This window comes from Salinicoccus siamensis, from assembly GCF_055391965.1.
Genome location: NZ_AP043765.1, coordinates 510,267 through 528,426 on the forward strand (window position 1 = coordinate 510,267; position 18,160 = coordinate 528,426).

Here is an 18,160-nt window from a genome sequence, read left to right on the forward strand (position 1 = left end):
CCCACTTCTATAAAAGTGGGATTTCGTTGTTTATTTGGCTTTCATCAATAAGCTTTCATTCTCCGTATCTTTAGTTAACACTGTCATAATCAATAGAACTGCAGTTGATAGTGGTAAACCGACCATGATGGGGTGGACCCCAAAAGGATGGCCTAGAACCTGCCAAATGACTGCTGAGCCAAGCCCTGTCCACATTGCGGATAGGCCGGCGATTCCTGTCGGCTTTTTCCAGAACAGGCCAAATATGACTGGTGCCAATAAACCGGAAACCGACATTGCAGTACCCGTTACCATCAGGTTGACCAATCCTGGAATGGTTAGGGTCAATACAAGTGCAATGGCAGACACTATGAGTACAGAAAATCTGCTGTAGACCAACATCTTCTTATCCGTCTTATGTTTCACATTCGGGCGGATAAGGTCATTTACAATGGATGATGAACCTGCAATAAAGAAAGAGTCCGCACTTGATATAACGGCTGCAAGCAGGGCAATGACCATAATGACTACGATGGAAAAAGGAAATACATTTTCAATGACATTGTAGTAGACGAGTGTGGGGTCGATTGTACCGAGATTTAAACCAAAACGACTGAATACCCCGATTGTCATTACAATGGAGCCGAGTGCAACCGCAATGATCATTGAAATCCAATAGCCGCTTCTTGCTGTTTTAATGCTCTTCGCGGCCCAAATGCGCTGCCATACATCCTGCCTGATGAATTGGTAGAATGCCAAGGTCAGAAGGTAGATCATGATTTCACCAGGGGTGATATTAAGTGGATTCAACATGTCACTTTGGTTTGCCGTGCCGGCACTTTCAGAAATATCTTGCCACCCGCCGGAATATCTAAGCACCATGATAAATAGCAGGATGATGCCTAATGTCAAAATGGTGCCTTGGATGACGTCCTGCCAGATGACGGCTTTCAGTCCCCCTACATATGTCTTTACGGTCAGTAATGCCCACCCAATAAGGATGCCTAAAGTCATATTCAAACCGATTGTCAGATTCAATATGGAGGCAATGGCGGCAAACTGCATACCCGTCATGGCACAGTAGGAAAACAGAAAACTGATGACAGTAGGGATACGCGCTTTCTCCCCATAACGCAGGGCGGTATAGTCTCCGACTGTAATCATGTTGTGCTTCTCGCCCAACTCTCTAATTGGCTTAAGAAGGAATAAGGATAATATTATAACGGCAAAGAGCATCGTGATATGTATCCATTGTTCTCCCATACCTAGACTGTAGCCATTTTCCATATACCCCAGTAATGTTGCTCCACCAATACCGGTTCCGACGAATGTCAGGATCAATGGAAAAATGGAAACGGATCGTCCAGCGACATTATAATCCTCATATGTCTTGGTTTTGCGTTTCATATACAAGGATAATGCAAATAAAGCGATGAAATAAATTAGAATGACAAGGCCTAAAACTATTTTCTCATTTGTGTTGAACATATAAGACTCCATCTAAAGCTATTTTTAATGTAAATCAATCATTCATTTTCAATTTTGATATAGAAATGCATATTACGTTGTTTGATGCGCCATTTGATTTGCAGATAACAAGTATCTTTTTATATACGCTCACCTATATCTGCAAGCAACCGATAGGCATCTTTGCGCGCTTCCAGTCCGGGGATCAAAGGAATCAGCAATACTTCATCGGCCCCAAATTGAGCGATCAATTCACTTAGCGCTTCCTGCACACTTTCCTTATTTCCGACGATGATACGCTTTCGGTTTGCTTTAATCATCGCCTTATCCTTTTCAGAATATGGATAGTTCAGTGCTGTATCTACGGAAGGGAAGGTTTTTAATTCACTAAAGTTATTCTTGCCGAGCAGCCAGAGGTCGAGTGCTTTACCGTAAGCCTCTGCTTCTTCTTCAGTCTCAGCGATGGCGACAAACGGTGCAATGGAGACCTTTGATTTTGGCATAGATCGGGAAGTTTTGAATGTATCCCGATAGATGTTTACAGCTTCCATCCCAGCTTTTAATTTCTCAGGTCCGATGAAGGGAAACAAACCAAAAGTGTATCCAACTCCATGTCCCGCGGCGATTTCAGCACTTTTAATGCTTGTCGATAATGCCCACATCTGCGGTACGGTCCCAATGGCTGGATTGGCGGTGATATTGTGGAAGCGGTGTGCTTCGTCTACTGTCCCGCTTAAATAATGAATCAGATCGGTAACGCTTTGTTCATAGGGGAATTTGCGTTCTTTGTTTTCATTCAACGTCCGATTGACGAGCGGGGTGCCGATCGTGTTGCCGAACCCCAGATCGATTCGGTTGGGATGGAAAGCTTCCAAGAGACGAAAATTTTCAGCCACTTTATAAGGGCTGTAATGCGGCAGCATGACGCCTCCAGAACCAATACGGATGGTACCTGTGGCATCAGCCAGCCGCATCATGAGCACTTCTGGCGAACTGTTGGCGAAAGCGGGGACATTATGGTGTTCCGCCACCCAAAACCGTTCATACCCGAGTGATTCAGCCAACCGCGCGAGGGTGACGGTCTCCTGCAGAGCTTGAGCGGCATTTTTACCTTCGTCAATTTGTGCGTAATCGAGAACGCCTATCTTAACCAATTGGACCCTTCTTTCCGGTTGTTGATATTGTTTACTTCACGGGAATGCTTAAAATGACACGAACCAAATCTTCAGCTGTTATGTCACCAAAGTAGTCCGGGATATGAAAGCCTTTCAGAGCCTTCAATAGATCGTCTTTCCATAAGCGTATGCCAGCAAGTGCTTCCTCAATTTCCTTAACATCCTTTTTGCCGAAGAAATCCCCTGTAATCTGTATATCGGTTATCCGGGCACGGTCGACGCTTAGGCCGAAACTGATCGTACCAATTGGAAAACGCTCTGACACCTCGTACTCGAAATGTTGGAACCGTCCATAAGTCCAGTCCCAATTTCTGTACTTTTCAACAGCAAGACGGTCGATGTGCTCCCAATCGTCTTCTGTTAATACATAACGTTTTGCCTGGTTGATATGATCAATGTCCAGCAGTTCACATATCATGTGATCGGTGAATTCCCAGACTGTCATGGATTGATATTCCGGTGCAAGGTGAGGGCGGATGGCATCAACCCGGCTTCTGACGGACTTGATGCCATGTGATTGAATTTTTTTCTGATTGGGGTTCAGTGCAGCGACCATTGCTTCATAATTCGGATTGAGCAATAAGGAATAGCCTGCGTAGATGCGACCGTTCTCGAGCGTCATGGCGGCACCGGATATCTTCTTCCCATCTATCGTCAAATCATTTCGGCCCTGCTGTGCTAGATTTTCAAATCCCAATTTCTCTAAAGCCTTGATGGCTGGTTCATATAACTTGCCGTAATTGTTATAGATATTGTTGTCGCCATCGAAAAGGAAACAAAAGCTCATATTCCAATCATCCAGGTAAACGGCGCCACCACCGGTATCGCGGCGGAGCATCTGGATATTGTGTTCGTCCATATAAGGCTGATTCACTTCTTCATAGGCATTCTGAAATTTCCCTATTTGGACGACAGGATCCATCATGTAAGGAAACAGCACGTCATCGTCCAGGAACAAATGGTCTTTCATATATACTTGGATGGCCATGGAGATGCTTGGATCATAGATCCACTCACCATTACGTTCGGGCATGACTAAATACATCAGCGACCCCCCAATCCATTACTTTCAGCGATGGCGTGAAACACGTCCTCAATGTCCTCATCAATTCTTACGGTCCTTGGGCGAATTGCATGCGGAATGAAGTAATCTTTTTGGTTCATCGTGACAAAGAGGGCTTTTGGATTATCCTCTGTCATTCGTTGAAAAGGATGCTTGATGAATTGAGGAGTTGTATTTCCGACGCCGATTTCCAGGTATAATGTGCGTTTACCTTTTGTTTGTTCCAGGAATTGTTCATAGCGCCGTCTTTGTTCGTGGAAGTGTGCATCTTCCACCATACCCTTTTCTTCGGTACGTTTATTCACTTCAAGGGGCGCACCGCACTCCGGACAATAAGGGATCAGATTTTCTGGCACCTTCATATCACGCTGTTCTTCAACCATCTGACGGATAAGTGCTTCATTTTGATAGGTCTGTTGATGGCAATGTCTGGTGCATTGCCATAAGCCGTATTCCCCTTGGATACGAAAGACTTTGTCCATGTCGAAGTCGGCTGCATAAAAAGCATTATCTGCATTCGTTGTAATGATGTGATAGTCTTTCCCGGCAATAATCTCCATTAAGTCGACATACGCTTTTCCAGTCGGCTGATCAAAGAAGTTCAGCAATGAAAAGCGGCTCTGGAAAGCCCAATATTCCTGCACATCCTCAAATTCAAACAGGCTTGCCTGCAGCATATCAAAGAGGCGATACTTCTTTATGAAGTCTGGAAAAGCATTCGTAAAACGCTCTCCGACGTATGTAAATCCAGTTGCTGCAGACATTCCTGCACCGATACCGATTACGACTGCTTCAGACTCTTCAATTAAGTTATGTAACATGTCCGCTTGGGACATGTCTGATGTATTCGATAACGTGTTCCAGTAATTTTCTATTTGTTGCATCATGATCACCTATTCTGACTGCTCAAAGAGCGATTGGTATATACGAAAATCTTCATCTTTAAAAACGTTAAAGATAACGTCAAGTTCACTTCCTGTTTCTTCCAAATAAGATTTGACGGTGTGTACAGCAATTTCAGCGGCACGTTGATTCGGGAAATTAAATTCACCTGTCGAAATGCAGCAAAACGCAATGGTAGACAGATGATGTTCATCCGCCAAGGTAAGTGATGAACGGTAAGACGAAGCCAACAGCCGTTCTTTTAACGGAGAAACGCCCCGTCCATCAATGAAAGGCCCGACCGTATGGATGACAAAATCCGCCGGCAGATTGTATCCTTCAGTTATTTTTGCTTTTCCTGACGGTTCTTTTCGACCACGGGCCTGGATTATACCCGCACAGGCGAGGCGCAGTTGGACACCAGCCCGTGTATGGATGATGTTGTCAATACATGTATGATTCGCTTGGGTGCAGCCGATAAATCTACTGTTGGCAGCATTGACGATGGCATCTACCTTTAAACTGGTAATATCCCCTTGCCAAATGTAAAGTTGCGGCTCTACAGCTGCAAGGTCACTGATTGTCGTCAACGGCCGCTCATGATTCCACTGGGTCAAAAAAGCGTCCTGAACTTCAATGAACGCATTATCCACCGGTTTTGGCGCCCTGATGTTACATAACCCTTGGAAGAGACGAAGCTTTTCTTCGAACGAATCTTTTTAAATTGCCTCAATATCTGTGCTTGTATTGCCTTTTTCACGCATCAGATAATCGATCAAATAATCAAGTCGCACTTTCTGATCCATATATTTCTCTCCACGTTCTCCAATAAGCGTGAAGATGAATATGGTGCAGACACCCTCGATAACCGGATACGTTTTGGAATTAAAGTGCTTGAAGCTGTCCAGCGGGTGATTGAAGCGGAGGCGCCCGAAGGATTTATCCTTGGTTACCGCTGCACCCCTGAAGAAACACGCGGAAGTGAAGTGGGATATACTGTCGAAGAATTCTTGTATTTTATAGACCGGGCAATGGAAGCAGCCGACATCCATTATCTGGCTACGGCAAGTTGGGGGAAAAACATCTATAAACAAACAATTCGACAAGGGGCGCATAAAGGTGAATTGATGAATAGGGTGGTCTATGACCATATTGCTGGACGGACAGCGGTAATGGCGACTGGCGGCATCAATTCTCCTGATAAGGCACTTGAAGCAATAGAATATGCTGATATGGTGGGTGCGTCCACGCCATTTGTCACAGAACCTGAATTTGTCACTAAAATAGCAGACGGGCGCGAAGACGATATTGATCTGGAATTCACCGAGGATAGGATTAAAGACCTCGCCATTCCCAAGCAGGCATTTAAGGATATGATCGAATTGATGGATATCGGTGCTTCTTTATCGGAGAAAACCCGTAGTGAATTAAACAAATTGCGCAAATGACCTTCAATAAAAACACCTTCGGCGTGGTGCGGTGAGCATCATGCCGAAGGTGTTTCCATGTGGAGACACATGTATTAAAGTGAGTTAAGAAAATATAATTAGAAATGTATAGTCTTCATGTTTTACATATTATCCCCGACCCTTACTGATAGATGGACTTTACAACCTTCTTCCCATTCTGCAATTGGTGATAGAAGATAAGTGCCGTAACAAGTACGAGGGGCGTCAACATCACTTTCCAAAGAAGTGAATCCTCCACAGCGGTCAACTTCATTTGATGTATGAGAACCTGCATAAACTCCATGATAAATACATGGGATACATAGATACCCACCGCATTGGCACCAATTTTAGTGAAAATAGAATTTTTCCCCATCTGCTGATGTTTGAGGGCCAGCATGAATAGTGTCATGACCAATGGAATGGTGAAGAAAAAATAATTCTCCTCTTTGCCCTCGTATAGCTTTAATGTAATGAAACCTTCCAGTACTTGCATGCATGAAAGGACTACCAGCGAAATAACGACAGACCAGGTCGGTATTTTCAGAAGGATTGTGTTGAATGATGAACTGTACTTGGCAACGACACCACCGAATGTTACATAGAATAGGGCGAAAAAGATGCCCTCCCTTGTATTAAAAGGGACATCATAAAGGAAAGAGTATGCTTGACCAAACAGACCGAAAAGGTGCAACCCTATACTGATTATGAATAAGACCCCAACCAACCGCATTTGTACAAATAAGAATAGCAGGAGCACCGCATATATGAGTGCCGGCAGGAACCATAGGTGGTAGCCAGGCGCGCCTTCCCCGAAGTATATAAGACTCCACAGGTTGAAGTGGCTTATAGAGCTTGTGAACATCTCGAAGAGTGTCCCACTATTATTTTCCCCCTCAATAAACTTCACACCTAATTCAAAAACAAAATAGAAAGCGAACCATGCCACATAAAGTTTGATCAGTTTACCAATATACTTCTTGAAGTAATGAAATTGGGCTTGTCGGCTCCCACTCTCGTTTTCTTGATGGATCCATTTTAATTTCTGTACAAATAAATATCCTGACGCTACAAAGAAGAAAGGCACTGCAAACCGTGCAAACATATTGATGAAGAAATTCGCATCGTCACCGTCAATCATTCCGATATGGGCACCTTGAACTGTCTTCGAGTGGATGGCCACAACGAAAAATATCGCAAACCCCTTCACATAATCAATCATATAATTACGCTCCACTGGTTCTCTACCTCTCTTTTTCCAATATCCATGAGGAATGACGCCCCTTCGCTTCCTTCTACCATATGCTGTTGATCAATACTGCCTGCACTAAAGTATCGGCGACAGCCATCGAAATACAGTGATAATCAGCTTGAAAACGGGTGCGTCATTTCCTTTAGTATCTGTTGAGCGGTATTCTATCACGAAAGTGTAGACTTTACTGTTACAGGAACATTAAGAATATATAACGGCGCTCAGATGATGGATGGAGAAGTGGATGCGTAATTCAAGGTGCCTATAAATGAGTATCCTTTTAAAGTTTCAATTAAATAATCAGAGCGTGCTTCAGACTGCACTTATTTCGACAGAGCAAAATACTTCTCACCCAGAAATTCGTGGGATTCGTACTCTATCGTCTCAAGGGATGCTTCTACGAAAGAAGCGACCTCCTCTTTCGAAAGTCCATACATCTCTTCAATCTCCCTTGAGAACAGGAATGTCTCCCTCTCAAGCAGAGTCGATAGGGCTGGCTGTTGCCTAGGCTCAGGGGAAGCGGCGCCCATCACTTGTTCCAGCCCATCTACATAGGATTCGAAAGGCCGGCCACCGACAATCTTTACGCCTTGGTTGTCGGCATTGATCATGATGATGGTAGGGAACCCCCGTGCGCCCAACTGTGCAGTAAGTTCAAAATCTTCCTACAGCAGGTTATGGGCTTCGGATCTTTCCGATTCCGATACAATCGAGCTGCCATCTAATCCCATATCATTTACGACATCGATCAATACGCCTGCGTCAGAAATATTGCGGTCATTGACGAAAACTGCTTCCCGGACGCGACGCAGATAGGCAGTGGCCATTTTATCCGAATGATTGCGCTGTATGACTTTAAATACGCGGGAAGCCGGGAAGGAGGACTGGACGGGATCTTCAATCATGACATTGCCATCGATCGGCATGCGCGTCTGGATGCCGATCGATGGCAATGTCCCGCGACATCGGCTGGTTTATATATGCCGTTTGCAGGGTCGATTGGACCATCATGCCATTTCTCAAGCAGATCGCCCATGACTGTATGGAAGTTGAAGAGGTGTCCGTATTGTTCAGTGAATCGGCGGAAAACGGGTTCCTGAGCCCAACAATGGGAACAGATGGGGTCAGTTATATAGTAGACATCAAGCGCGTTTTTCGTCTGGCTGAAATCGATGAGGCCGGTATCTTCAGCTTCTGTTTCTTTGCATATACCAGTTTCCAGGTCACATATCATATTTTTATTGTTATCCATTTGACATTCTCCTCTGTGGAACTGAATTATCGCTGACAAGCCCGATCCTCTATCGGGAAAAATGCGGTGCGAATGTATATTTTGCCTATATAGTAATTGTATAAGATAATTAGGTTACCTGAAACCAGTATATGAACAATTATGTCGGTTATCCAACACACTGGCGATAATGTTGGACGATAGGAGGATATCGATTTGCCGCAACCAAAAGTGGATCTTCGCATTCAGCGCACCCGCAAATTCATTATGGATGCTTTCATGACGCTTTCAGAGCGGAAAGATTTTAAGGATATTACTGTAAAGGATATTGCCACCGGAGCCATGATCAACCGAGCGACATTCTACTATCACTTTGAGGATATATATGATTTGCTGGAAAAGATGCTGTCGGAAGTGCTGCTTGTGAATCTGGACTATATAAACTATGAAGGAGAGGCGCTCGATGAAGATACACTTATCCGCATATTTACAGCAATCACGGACTTTCAGCAATCTTTAGCCAACAGGTGCCATAGAGGTTACGAAGAGACCATCGCCCGCATCATACGTGAGCAGCTTGAAGTCATCTTCTTCAAGATGCTGGCTAAGCAAAATGGCGCGTCGGACGAGGCGGGATTGAAATTGACTGCGGTCATGCTGAGCTGGAGTATGTATGGGGCTTCTGCCGAGTGGAGGAGAAGCGGTCGGGATATGTCACCTGAGACATACATCAAATCATCTCTTCCTTATTTGATGCATGGGCTGGATTTTAAATCGAATTCCGGTGCTTCCAGGCCATAGAAACATATCGGCACAGAATGTACTATATTAATAGGCTCTCCCTAATCATGTGTGCTTGACATTGAAAAAAGCAGAATCTTCCTCTAATGTTTAAAGTACCAACCCAAAACATTGATAGAGAGGAAGTTCTGCTTGTATAAACAGTTTACTACAGATATCCTGCACCTACCAACCTTTATATTGAATAATGAAGGAGAACGTGTGAAAGATGGCTGGGTTCTCGGCGTCGAGCCGAAGCCACAGAACCATCTCTGTCCGTTATGCTTCCAGGAAAGTATCAATCATGCCAGAAACAAGAATCGCTTCCTGCGTCACGCCTGGGTTTCTACCCGGGAAACCATCTATATTCGTGTCCCGGTCCACCGCCAGCGTTGTGAAGACTGTGGCATCACCTGGACGGTCGAATGGCCGGAGGTTCCCGTGCGTGGGAACGTGACGACGCATTTCAAACAGATGATTGCGAGAAAATGCATCGGTCAGTCCTTCGAGGCGGTAGCCAGAGAGATGGCCGTGCCACCATCGACCGTGGCTTCCTGGTTTTACACCTATGCCGAAGAAACATTGGCACGGCCGGCTGATTACGAAGCACCGCCAGCGCTCTGCATGGATGAATTCGCCCATAAACGGGGCCACACCTACAGTGTCGCTCTTCAGGATGCACACACGGGCCACGTGTGGCAGACGCACCCGGGAAAGAGCCGGGAGCGTATCCAGGAAGGGCTGCGCCGGTATCCGTTCCAGGCACCTGAAGTCATCGTTACGGACCTGGCTCCCGGCATGGCGCAGACCGTCCACGAGATATGGCCGGAGACAGCCATCGTTGTCGACAAGTTCCACGTCATCCAGTTGTTCACGCAGGCTCTGGATCGTGCGAGGAAGCTGGAAGGAAACAACGGGACCAGCCACAAGAACATCAGGCATCAGCGCAGGCTTTTGATGGCCCATCCCAAACACCTGAAGTTAGAAGAAAAAGAGACGTTACGCACTTGGCTCGGAGAAAATCCTGAGTTGAAAAAGCAGTGGGTTGCGCTTCAGAAGTTCCGGGACATATATTGTGCCAAAAGCTACAAGAAAGCGCAAAAAGCCCTTGAAGACTGGTGCAGCCACTACCTTTTTGAAGGAGCGAACGCCACAAAGTCTATAGTCAAAACCGTCTTGAAGTGGAAACAGGAGATTCTGAACCACTTCACCTACGGACTGACAAACGCACGACTGGAAGGTACCAATAACCTGATCAAAACGCTGAAACGACGCAGGCCCGAATATGTATCATTTCGATCTCCGGATCCGTATGGAGTGTCGTCCCCCAGCTTAGAAATAAAAAGAGATCCTACGTTAGAGGAAGAAATCAACACACTTCACTGGGGAGAACCTATTAATATGATTTTTCATCCGGATGACGGGACGCTTGGACAGAGCTTCCACCATCCGGATTTTTATATGTATAACAGCATCAACTATTTTGGACAAGCAGATGACGCTGGGTCATGAATGGAATCAAAAAGTTTAAAACATGAAAAAAGCATAAATTATGTTTGAAGGGCGAAAGCGAGTGGGATAGTAAGTATAAAACCATGTTGGAAAGGAGTCCGGCCATGAAGAAGCTTGGTTTACTTATTTTATCGGGCTTTACTCTGATGTTGAGCGGCTGCAGCGGGATAAATGTTTTGGATCCGAAGAGTTCCACTGGGAAGGACCAGGCCTACTTGATCTGGCTCAGTTTGGCCATCATGACCCTGGTACTGGTTGTGGTGTTCGTCCTTTTTGCATATTTTGTCTATAAATATCGTTATTCCAAAGCGCGGAAAGACTATAAGCCAGTGGATGTGGACGGCAACCGCAAGCTTGAATTGACCTACACGATCATCCCCGTCATTCTGCTGATCATTCTTGCGGTACCGACTGTAAGGATTACACTGGAGCAATCACCGGATACTTCAGCCTCCCAGACGCCGGAAGATGGAACCACTAAAATTGAAGTGACTGGAAGGCAGTTCGAGTGGGAATTCAAGCATGAAAATGGCGCCGAGGTGAAAGACGAGCTTGTCCTGCCTGAAGATGAAGATATCGAGTTCAATCTCCATTCCGAGGACCTCATCCATTCATTCTGGATACCGGAATTGGCTGGAAAAGTAGATGTTTTCCCGAATAAAGAACTGACTTACATCATACGGGACGTTGAGCGTGGGGAATACGAAGGGAAATGCGCCGAGTTTTGCGGCGTTCAACATACGAATATGACTTTTTCCGTCAAAGTGATAAGTAAAGAAGATTATAGAGCGTATATAAATGATCTTAAGTAGAGGAGGCGTTTGAATCATGGAGATATCTATATTCGGATTTTCTATATCTGCACCATCCGATGTCATTGCAGCCTGGATATCCGCTGTGATATTAGGTGGTCTTATAACATTCTATGTAGTCAAAACCAATAAATTCCCCCTCATATGGAGCTACCTCCGGACGACCAACCACCGTAAAATCGGTACACTCTACATATTATTCGGATTTCTGTTCTTTGCACGTGCCGGACTGGATGCACTTTTGATAAGGCTGCAGCTTGCTGTGCCGAATAATGAGTTCTGGTTGTTCCAGTTCGAAAAATATGACCAGCTGTTCACCACCCACGGTACAATGATGATATTCTTTGCAGCTATGCCGATGCTGCTCGGATTGATGAACGTCGTTGTACCGCTTCAGATCGGGGCACGTGATCTCGCCTTTCCTTTTCTGAATGCTGTAGGCTTTTGGCTGTTCTTTGCAGGTGCCATGATATTCAACTTCTCATTCTTCCTGAACAGTGCACCAGGAATCGGTTGGACGGGTTATGCGCCACTCTCCACTTCCATATTCACACCTGACGTCAATAGTGACTATTATGTATTCGGGGTCCAAGTGTCAGGTCTCGGTACAATATTCACTGCGCTGAACTTGATAGTGACAATCATCAGACACCGGGCACCGGGCATGAAATGGTTCAGGATGCCACTCTTTACCTGGGCGACATTTGTGACCGCCATCATGATTTTGCTGGCATTCACCGTGTTGGCAATCGCGCTTTATCTACTGATGTTTGATCGTATGTTCGGCACGAAATTCTTTTCTGGCCCAGATGGCGATCCCGTCTATTGGCAGCATCTGTTCTGGATTTTCGGTCACCCCGAAGTATACATCCTTGCCTTGCCGGCGTTCGGAATATTTTCGGATATCATCCCTACATTCGCAGGAAAAAGGATATTCGGGTATTCCTCCATGGTATTCTCGATTGTCCTGATCGGCTTCCTGTCTTTCACTGTCTGGGCCCATCATATGTTAACGGTGGGGCTCGGGCCGTTACTTAACACTTTCTTCGCGATTACGACGATGACGATTGCCGTACCGACCGGCATCAAGATATTCAACTGGCTGTTTACATTGCAGGGGGGTCTCATCAGATTCACTGTGCCGATGCTTTTCTCCCTAGGCTTCATCCCATCGTTTGTGATGGGTGGGGTTACAGGCGTCATGCTGTCGGTCTCCGCTGCAGATTTCCAGTTCCACGATTCGCAGTTCGTCGTGGCGCATTTCCACTACGTTATCCTCGCATCGACGATACTTGGGATATTTGCCGGAATCTACTATTACTATCCAAAGATAATGGGGTTGAGACTGGATGAAACCTTAGGCAAGTGGCATTTCTGGCTCTTTTTGATCGGATATCATCTAACATTTTTCCCGATGCATATTACGGGTCTAAACGGCATGCCAAGGCGGGTGTTCACGTATGATCCGGGGGATGGCCTGACCGTAACCAACTTCATGAGCACAGTAGGTGCCTTCTTGATGGGGGCTGGCATATTATTCTTCTTCTGGAATATTTTCAAGACACATCGTAAAAATGAACCGGTGTCAGACGACCCCTGGAACGGCAGAACGTTGGAATGGACCGTCCCATCCCCTTCGCCGGAAGAGACATTCGATCCGATGCCTGTCGTCGAAGGAATGGACCCGTTATGGATAGCGAAAGAGGAAGGGCGTGAGATGAAGACCACGACAGATCACAGAAGTGCACCCATTGCCAAGGATTCCATCCTACCTGTGCTGATGGCACTTTCATTAGCCGGACTCACTTTCTGTATGATCTACCAATGGTTCATCGCCACAGCGATTTTTGCAGCAGGGTTATTCGCGCTCTTCATTGTCCGTTCATTTACAGATGAGAAAAAGGATCACTATGGAAAGGGGGAGGCTTCCTGATGGAGATGAATGTTAATGAAGCGGAACTATTCCGCGATAAGCAGATTGGCTTCTTCATATACTTAGGTGTTGAAGCGTTGATGTTCCTGACACTTTTTGTGACGTACTTCATTTTCACGCCTTCTTCCGAGGGCCCCCATCCATCTGAGATATTCGATGCGCTGACAGTGACCCTGTCATCCATATTCCTACTCTCAAGCAGTGGCACGCTCTATTTTTCTGAGAAGGCGTTATCTTCAGATAAAAAGAAGAGTATGCTGATCTGGTTGAGTGTCACGTTCCTATTCGCGGTCATCTTTATGGTATTTGAAATATCAGAGTTCAGCCATTTCGTTTCTGAAGGGTACACGACATCAACGAGTTCCTTCTTGAGCTCATATTATGTACTGGTCGGACTGCATGCCGCACATGTGCTGTTCGGTTGTTTCTGGATGGGGGTCCTGTTTATACAAAGGTTTCTCCCTCAGTTCCCGAAAACACTCTATTACGAAAAGTTCAAGATATTTTCCTATTACTGGCACTTTGTCGATCTGGTATGGATTTTCATCATCCTGATTGTTTACTTAAGGTACCTTGTATGACTGCTTGGAGATGCGAATAAACTGATATAAATTATTTTTCAGCATATGAATGAGGTGGTTTAAATGCTCAGCATCATTTCATGGATTGCCCTCAGCATCGGCGCAATCTCTTCAATAATCATCATAGTGGATGTCTTCAGACACCCTCAGCACATGACGATCATGAATATCGTCTGGCCAATCAACGGGTGGTTCTTCGGCCCAATAGCCCTGTGGACATATTTCAGATGGGGACGCATAAACGCCAAAAACCTGGAGCTCGAGGATAAAAGAGGCAATGGCGCAAAAGTATTCGTATCCACCAGCCATTGTTCGGCAGGATGTACACTCGGGGACGCTTTGGGCGTGCCCATCGTCGCATTGGGGGCATTGACGATAGCTGGATCGACATTATATGCCCACTTTACCGCCCAGTTCATCCTGGCTTATATTTTCGGTATACTTTTCCAGTTTTATGCCATCTACCCGATGAACAAGAAGGCCGGAGTGAAGAATGCCTTCGTCTCTGCCATAAAAGCAGACACATTATCGTTGATCGCCTTTGAAGTCGGCATGTTCGGCTGGATGGTGCTCGTCAACCTGGTTATTTTTTCAACCCCGCCGGCACCCAATGAAGGGACGTATTGGTTCATGATGCAGATTGCCATGATTCTAGGATTCCTGACGAGTTATCCGGTCAACTGGTGGCTGGTCAAAAGAGGAATCAAGGAAGCGATGTAAAGTTTAGGCCTGCCGATCTGCAGGCCTTTTTATGTCTGCCATTTCAAATTTACCTAATTGCTGAATATTTAGATTATAACCGTTAAATTAGGGCATTTCTTTGATATAATAGTTTTTAGAAATCGGTAAAGGATGGAATTTTATGCAGATTATAATGGTTTTGGCAGTTTTCGCGCTCGGACTTTTTGGTTTCAATAAACTGATGGGCTATAAAAAGGATAATATTGTATTTGACTTTGAAGATCGTTATACCAATCAGGAAGCGTATGTGAAAGCTATACTTTCGGAACTTGAAAAAGAGGGGAGGGAAGCCACTTATCAGGGAGATGCCACATTTATGGTGGATGGCCGGCGCTATACTTTAGTGGAACGTAATATCTCCATGGGCCCCGGCATATTACAGAGGACAATTCTGCAAGCTGAGAAATAAGAGTTGCGCGACAACACTTTCGTTATGACTTTTTAATATTAAAGTAACATGAAAAAAACATGTAAATAGTTATGAAATCGTTGACATAATTTAAGATTTGGATTAATATTGCTTCACAAGTTAAAAGAAGTGGAATTAGAGACCACGCTATACCATTATTCATCTTTTAGAAGACGAATATGGACTTTAGTGTGCTTTTTTAATGCTTTGATTGTATTTTTTAATCATATTTAGAAAAGAGGAGTAAATATGAGGAATTTCTTCAAACCGCCTAAAGCTAAGGAAAGGCTCCCTGAAGATCAGGTGAATTCTGATTACAAGAAGCTGAGATTTCAAGTGTTTATGGGAATATTCATAGGATACGCAGCTTATTACCTAATACGTAAAAACTTCTCACTCGCTATCCCATATCTGACAGAAGAAGGATTTACAAAAGGAGAGCTCGGGCTTGCACTTTCCGCAATTTCCATCGCTTATGGAATAAGTAAGTTTGTGATGGCCACCATATCGGATCGGAGTAACGCCCGAGTGTTCTTGGCTACAGGATTAATATTATCAGCGATTATAAACTTATTGATGGGATTCGTACCATTTTTCACATCAACAGTTACCATCATGTTCATTCTGTTATTCTTGAATGGCTGGGTCCAGGGGATGGGATGGCCACCCTCCGGTCGGGTGCTCGTTCATTGGTTTAGCGTAAGTGAAAGGGGCGGCAAGACAGCTATCTGGAATGTTGCACATAACGTAGGTGGTGGGTTGATGGCGCCACTTGCAATCGGTGGGGTGACCATTGTCTCCACTTATTTTGGTGCGACCTACGCAGGATACGAAGGCGTCTTCATCTTGCCTGCTCTTGTGGCAATTGTCATAGCGGTTGCTGCGTTTGCTTTGATTCGGGATACTCCGCAATCTGTAGGATTGCCACCGATTGAAGAACATCGGGATGACTACCCCAACAAATCAAAGAAGACATTTGAGACAGAACTGACCACGAAAGAAATTCTATTTAAATATGTTTTGAACAACAAATGGGTATGGGCGATTGCGATTGCCAATATCTTTGTCTACTTTGTCCGTTACGGCGTCCTTGATTGGGCACCGACTTACTTGAGTGAAGAGAAAGGCTTCAGCATGAATGAATCCGGTATTGCCTATTTCCTTTATGAATGGGCTGGTATCCCAGGCACATTGCTGTGTGGGTACATTTCAGATAAAGTCTTTAAGGGCCGGCGTGGGCCAGCAGGTGTGGTCTTCATGGTTGGGGTGCTTGTCGCCGTACTGGTATATTGGTTCAATCCAGCAGGAAATCCGTTGATTGATAACTTTGCCCTTATAGCAATAGGCTTCCTGATATATGGACCAGTGATGCTGATCGGCTTGCAAGCCTTGGATTTTGTACCTAAGAAGGCTGCTGGAACAGCAGCAGGTTTGACCGGATTCTTCGGTTACATAGGTGGTGCGGTATCAGCTAACGCAATTATGGGATTTGTCGTACAAGGTTTCGGTTGGGATGCAGGATTCCTCCTGCTGACGGGCTCTTGTATACTTGCAATCCTACTGTTTGCGGTCACTTGGAATGTCCGTGGCCAAGAAGTAGTGAAAGGTTAAAGTGTCTATATAAAAAATTTCGCTATAAAAAAAGATTCCTTTGAAGTTTCTTCAAAGGAATCTTTTTGGTTTTGGAGCATTCCAAAACATTGTGTCATTATTTGCTTGCAAAGAATTTCTCTGCTTTTTCAAGGAATGGTTCCTCTTCAGGAGTCATTTCGTATTCCTCTACGATCGCGTCGACCGGGCAGACTGCTACACATGCTCCGCAGTCGATGCAGATATCCGGATCAATATAGAACTGATCCTCACCTTCCTCGATGCAATCGACTGGACAGACATCTACACACTCTCCGGATTTCTCTTCCATACATGGTTGAAGGATGACATAGGCCATTGGTATCCCTCCTTACTCTATATAAGATTCGCGCGCTGCATAGCGTAAAAAAATATGGAACAAGATTCAAGATATAAAAATCAATGTCTAACTGTGATCATGTTGGCTGTCCAATCTATATTTCAATAATACGGTAAAAAATAGGGGAGGTCAATTAAGAGTCCAATTATCCGACTATTGTCTGATATCAAATTGTAAGCGGGATTCATCAATCTGTTTTTTGTTTTTAAAGGTGCGCTCAATGAAGGTCACCCTGTTGTCATGATCAATGAGGAGTACCGTTGATGAACGTGTCCCATAACCATCTATATCTATGAAGGCAGGCGAAAGGCTACGCTCCAATTCCTCGGGAAAACCGGTATCGGGTAGATTATCCATTGCTTTATCTTCGTTCGCAAGCAGTCCGAAGATAACTTCCGGATCAGCTTGATGTGCCGAGTCCAGATGAGACTTCAAGCCTTTTCTGCCATTCACGACTTTTGGCCAGGGTGTATCAAGATGATGGTTGCTAAGCCCATGTACACCATCCGCCACCTGCAGAATGGAACTCCCATCATTATTAAGGTAGAACAATTCGTCTGGGTTTCCAACGAGAAGATTAAACCCGGCATAAGCATGTTTCTCGTGTTCCAGTGCTTCCAAATATGATTGTGGGGAAGTGTCCTGAGCGAGGAAGTTGCGGATGAGGTCTCCCCTCGATTTTTTCTCTCCTTGCCCCTGTTCTTCCTTAGACCTGATATTGGTGACGGCAGCTATGCGCCCTGACTTTGTAATGCCGAGCCATGTGCCGCCTTTTGAGAGATCGCGTCCGGCCAGAATATCAGGGTGGTCTTCCCAGAAATGAGCAGGTGCAGTCGGACGGTCGTATGCTTCGTCCCGGTTTGCGCCGACTACAAGCTTATATCCGGGATGTTGATTCTTTTGGAATAGTATCAGACACATGTAAT

16 protein-coding genes and 2 pseudogenes are annotated in these 18,160 nt (G+C 45.1%); 9 read left to right on the forward strand and 9 right to left on the reverse strand.

Translation table 11 applies throughout. The features are described 5' to 3' along the window. Window positions 1-30: 30 nt before the first annotated feature. The 5 genes and pseudogenes from ACZ5LF_RS02590 to ACZ5LF_RS02610 form a co-directional block, all read right to left on the reverse strand. Window positions 31-1,467, reverse strand: a complete 1,437-nt coding sequence (locus tag ACZ5LF_RS02590; protein ID WP_380570555.1) for a sodium:solute symporter family protein — start codon at window positions 1,465-1,467, stop codon at window positions 31-33. A 119-nt stretch (window positions 1,468-1,586) separates the two neighbouring features. Beyond that, complete coding sequence (locus ACZ5LF_RS02595) at window positions 1,587-2,600, reverse strand: LLM class flavin-dependent oxidoreductase (protein WP_380570554.1); 1,014 nt, start codon at window positions 2,598-2,600, stop codon at window positions 1,587-1,589. A 31-nt stretch (window positions 2,601-2,631) separates the two neighbouring features. Further along, on the reverse strand, window positions 2,632-3,666 hold the full coding sequence (locus ACZ5LF_RS02600; RefSeq protein WP_380570553.1) for a lipoate--protein ligase: 1,035 nt from the start codon (window positions 3,664-3,666) through the stop codon (window positions 2,632-2,634). Then, entirely contained in the window at window positions 3,666-4,568 is a 903-nt protein-coding gene (locus tag ACZ5LF_RS02605) for an SIR2 family NAD-dependent protein deacylase (RefSeq protein WP_380570564.1), read from the reverse strand. The genes ACZ5LF_RS02600 and ACZ5LF_RS02605 overlap by 1 nt, the downstream gene beginning before the upstream one ends. Window positions 4,569-4,577: 9 nt before the next feature. Beyond that, window positions 4,578-5,372 (reverse strand): annotated as a pseudogene (locus ACZ5LF_RS02610) (protein-ADP-ribose hydrolase). Between ACZ5LF_RS02610 and ACZ5LF_RS02615 the strand changes: the two are divergent. Continuing rightward, complete coding sequence (locus ACZ5LF_RS02615; protein ID WP_380710273.1) at window positions 5,373-6,014, forward strand: oxidoreductase; 642 nt, start codon at window positions 5,373-5,375, stop codon at window positions 6,012-6,014. Between the two features lie 142 nt (window positions 6,015-6,156). On the opposite strand, the gene ACZ5LF_RS02620 is transcribed toward ACZ5LF_RS02615, so the two are convergent. Together ACZ5LF_RS02620 and ACZ5LF_RS02625 are read right to left on the reverse strand one after the other, a co-directional pair. Further along, entirely contained in the window at window positions 6,157-7,236 is a 1,080-nt protein-coding gene (locus ACZ5LF_RS02620) for an acyltransferase (protein WP_380570552.1), read from the reverse strand. Between the two features lie 353 nt (window positions 7,237-7,589). Beyond that, window positions 7,590-8,518: pseudogene (locus ACZ5LF_RS02625) on the reverse strand (DsbA family protein). A gap of 195 nt (window positions 8,519-8,713) precedes the next feature. On the opposite strand from ACZ5LF_RS02625, the gene ACZ5LF_RS02630 reads away from it, so the two are divergent. From ACZ5LF_RS02630 to glpT, 8 genes are all read left to right on the forward strand, one after another. Continuing rightward, on the forward strand, window positions 8,714-9,298 hold the full coding sequence (locus ACZ5LF_RS02630; protein WP_380570551.1) for a TetR/AcrR family transcriptional regulator: 585 nt from the start codon (window positions 8,714-8,716) through the stop codon (window positions 9,296-9,298). 132 nt (window positions 9,299-9,430) lie between these two features. Then, window positions 9,431-10,789, forward strand: coding sequence for an ISL3 family transposase (locus ACZ5LF_RS02635; protein ID WP_380709944.1), 1,359 nt, complete (start codon window positions 9,431-9,433; stop codon window positions 10,787-10,789). Between the two features lie 104 nt (window positions 10,790-10,893). Then, window positions 10,894-11,601 carry a cytochrome c oxidase subunit II gene (coxB, locus tag ACZ5LF_RS02640; RefSeq protein WP_380569684.1) on the forward strand — a complete coding sequence of 236 codons (708 nt, stop codon included), beginning with the start codon at window positions 10,894-10,896 and terminating at the stop codon, window positions 11,599-11,601. A 16-nt stretch (window positions 11,602-11,617) separates the two neighbouring features. Beyond that, window positions 11,618-13,534 carry a cytochrome c oxidase subunit I gene (locus ACZ5LF_RS02645; RefSeq protein ID WP_380569685.1) on the forward strand — a complete coding sequence of 639 codons (1,917 nt, stop codon included), beginning with the start codon at window positions 11,618-11,620 and terminating at the stop codon, window positions 13,532-13,534. After that, window positions 13,534-14,115, forward strand: coding sequence for a cytochrome c oxidase subunit 3 (locus tag ACZ5LF_RS02650; protein WP_380569686.1), 582 nt, complete (start codon window positions 13,534-13,536; stop codon window positions 14,113-14,115). Before ACZ5LF_RS02645 ends, ACZ5LF_RS02650 begins: the two co-directional genes overlap by 1 nt. Before the next feature lie 63 nt (window positions 14,116-14,178). Then, on the forward strand, window positions 14,179-14,835 hold the full coding sequence (locus ACZ5LF_RS02655) for a DUF4396 domain-containing protein (RefSeq protein WP_380569687.1): 657 nt from the start codon (window positions 14,179-14,181) through the stop codon (window positions 14,833-14,835). Window positions 14,836-14,977: 142 nt separating this feature from the next. After that, the gene (locus ACZ5LF_RS02660) at window positions 14,978-15,265 is read left to right on the forward strand and encodes a hypothetical protein (protein WP_380569688.1); all 288 of its coding nucleotides are present in this window, start codon (window positions 14,978-14,980) and stop codon (window positions 15,263-15,265) included. A gap of 249 nt (window positions 15,266-15,514) precedes the next feature. Continuing rightward, window positions 15,515-16,876, forward strand: coding sequence for a glycerol-3-phosphate transporter (gene glpT / locus ACZ5LF_RS02665; protein ID WP_380569689.1), 1,362 nt, complete (start codon window positions 15,515-15,517; stop codon window positions 16,874-16,876). A gap of 97 nt (window positions 16,877-16,973) precedes the next feature. On the opposite strand, the gene ACZ5LF_RS02670 is transcribed toward glpT, so the two are convergent. Together ACZ5LF_RS02670 and ACZ5LF_RS02675 are read right to left on the reverse strand one after the other, a co-directional pair. Then, entirely contained in the window at window positions 16,974-17,213 is a 240-nt protein-coding gene (locus ACZ5LF_RS02670) for an indolepyruvate ferredoxin oxidoreductase subunit alpha (RefSeq protein WP_344704028.1), read from the reverse strand. A 174-nt stretch (window positions 17,214-17,387) separates the two neighbouring features. Further along, window positions 17,388-18,155 carry an NRDE family protein gene (locus ACZ5LF_RS02675; protein WP_380569690.1) on the reverse strand — a complete coding sequence of 256 codons (768 nt, stop codon included), beginning with the start codon at window positions 18,153-18,155 and terminating at the stop codon, window positions 17,388-17,390. Between the last annotated feature and the right edge of the window lie 5 nt (window positions 18,156-18,160).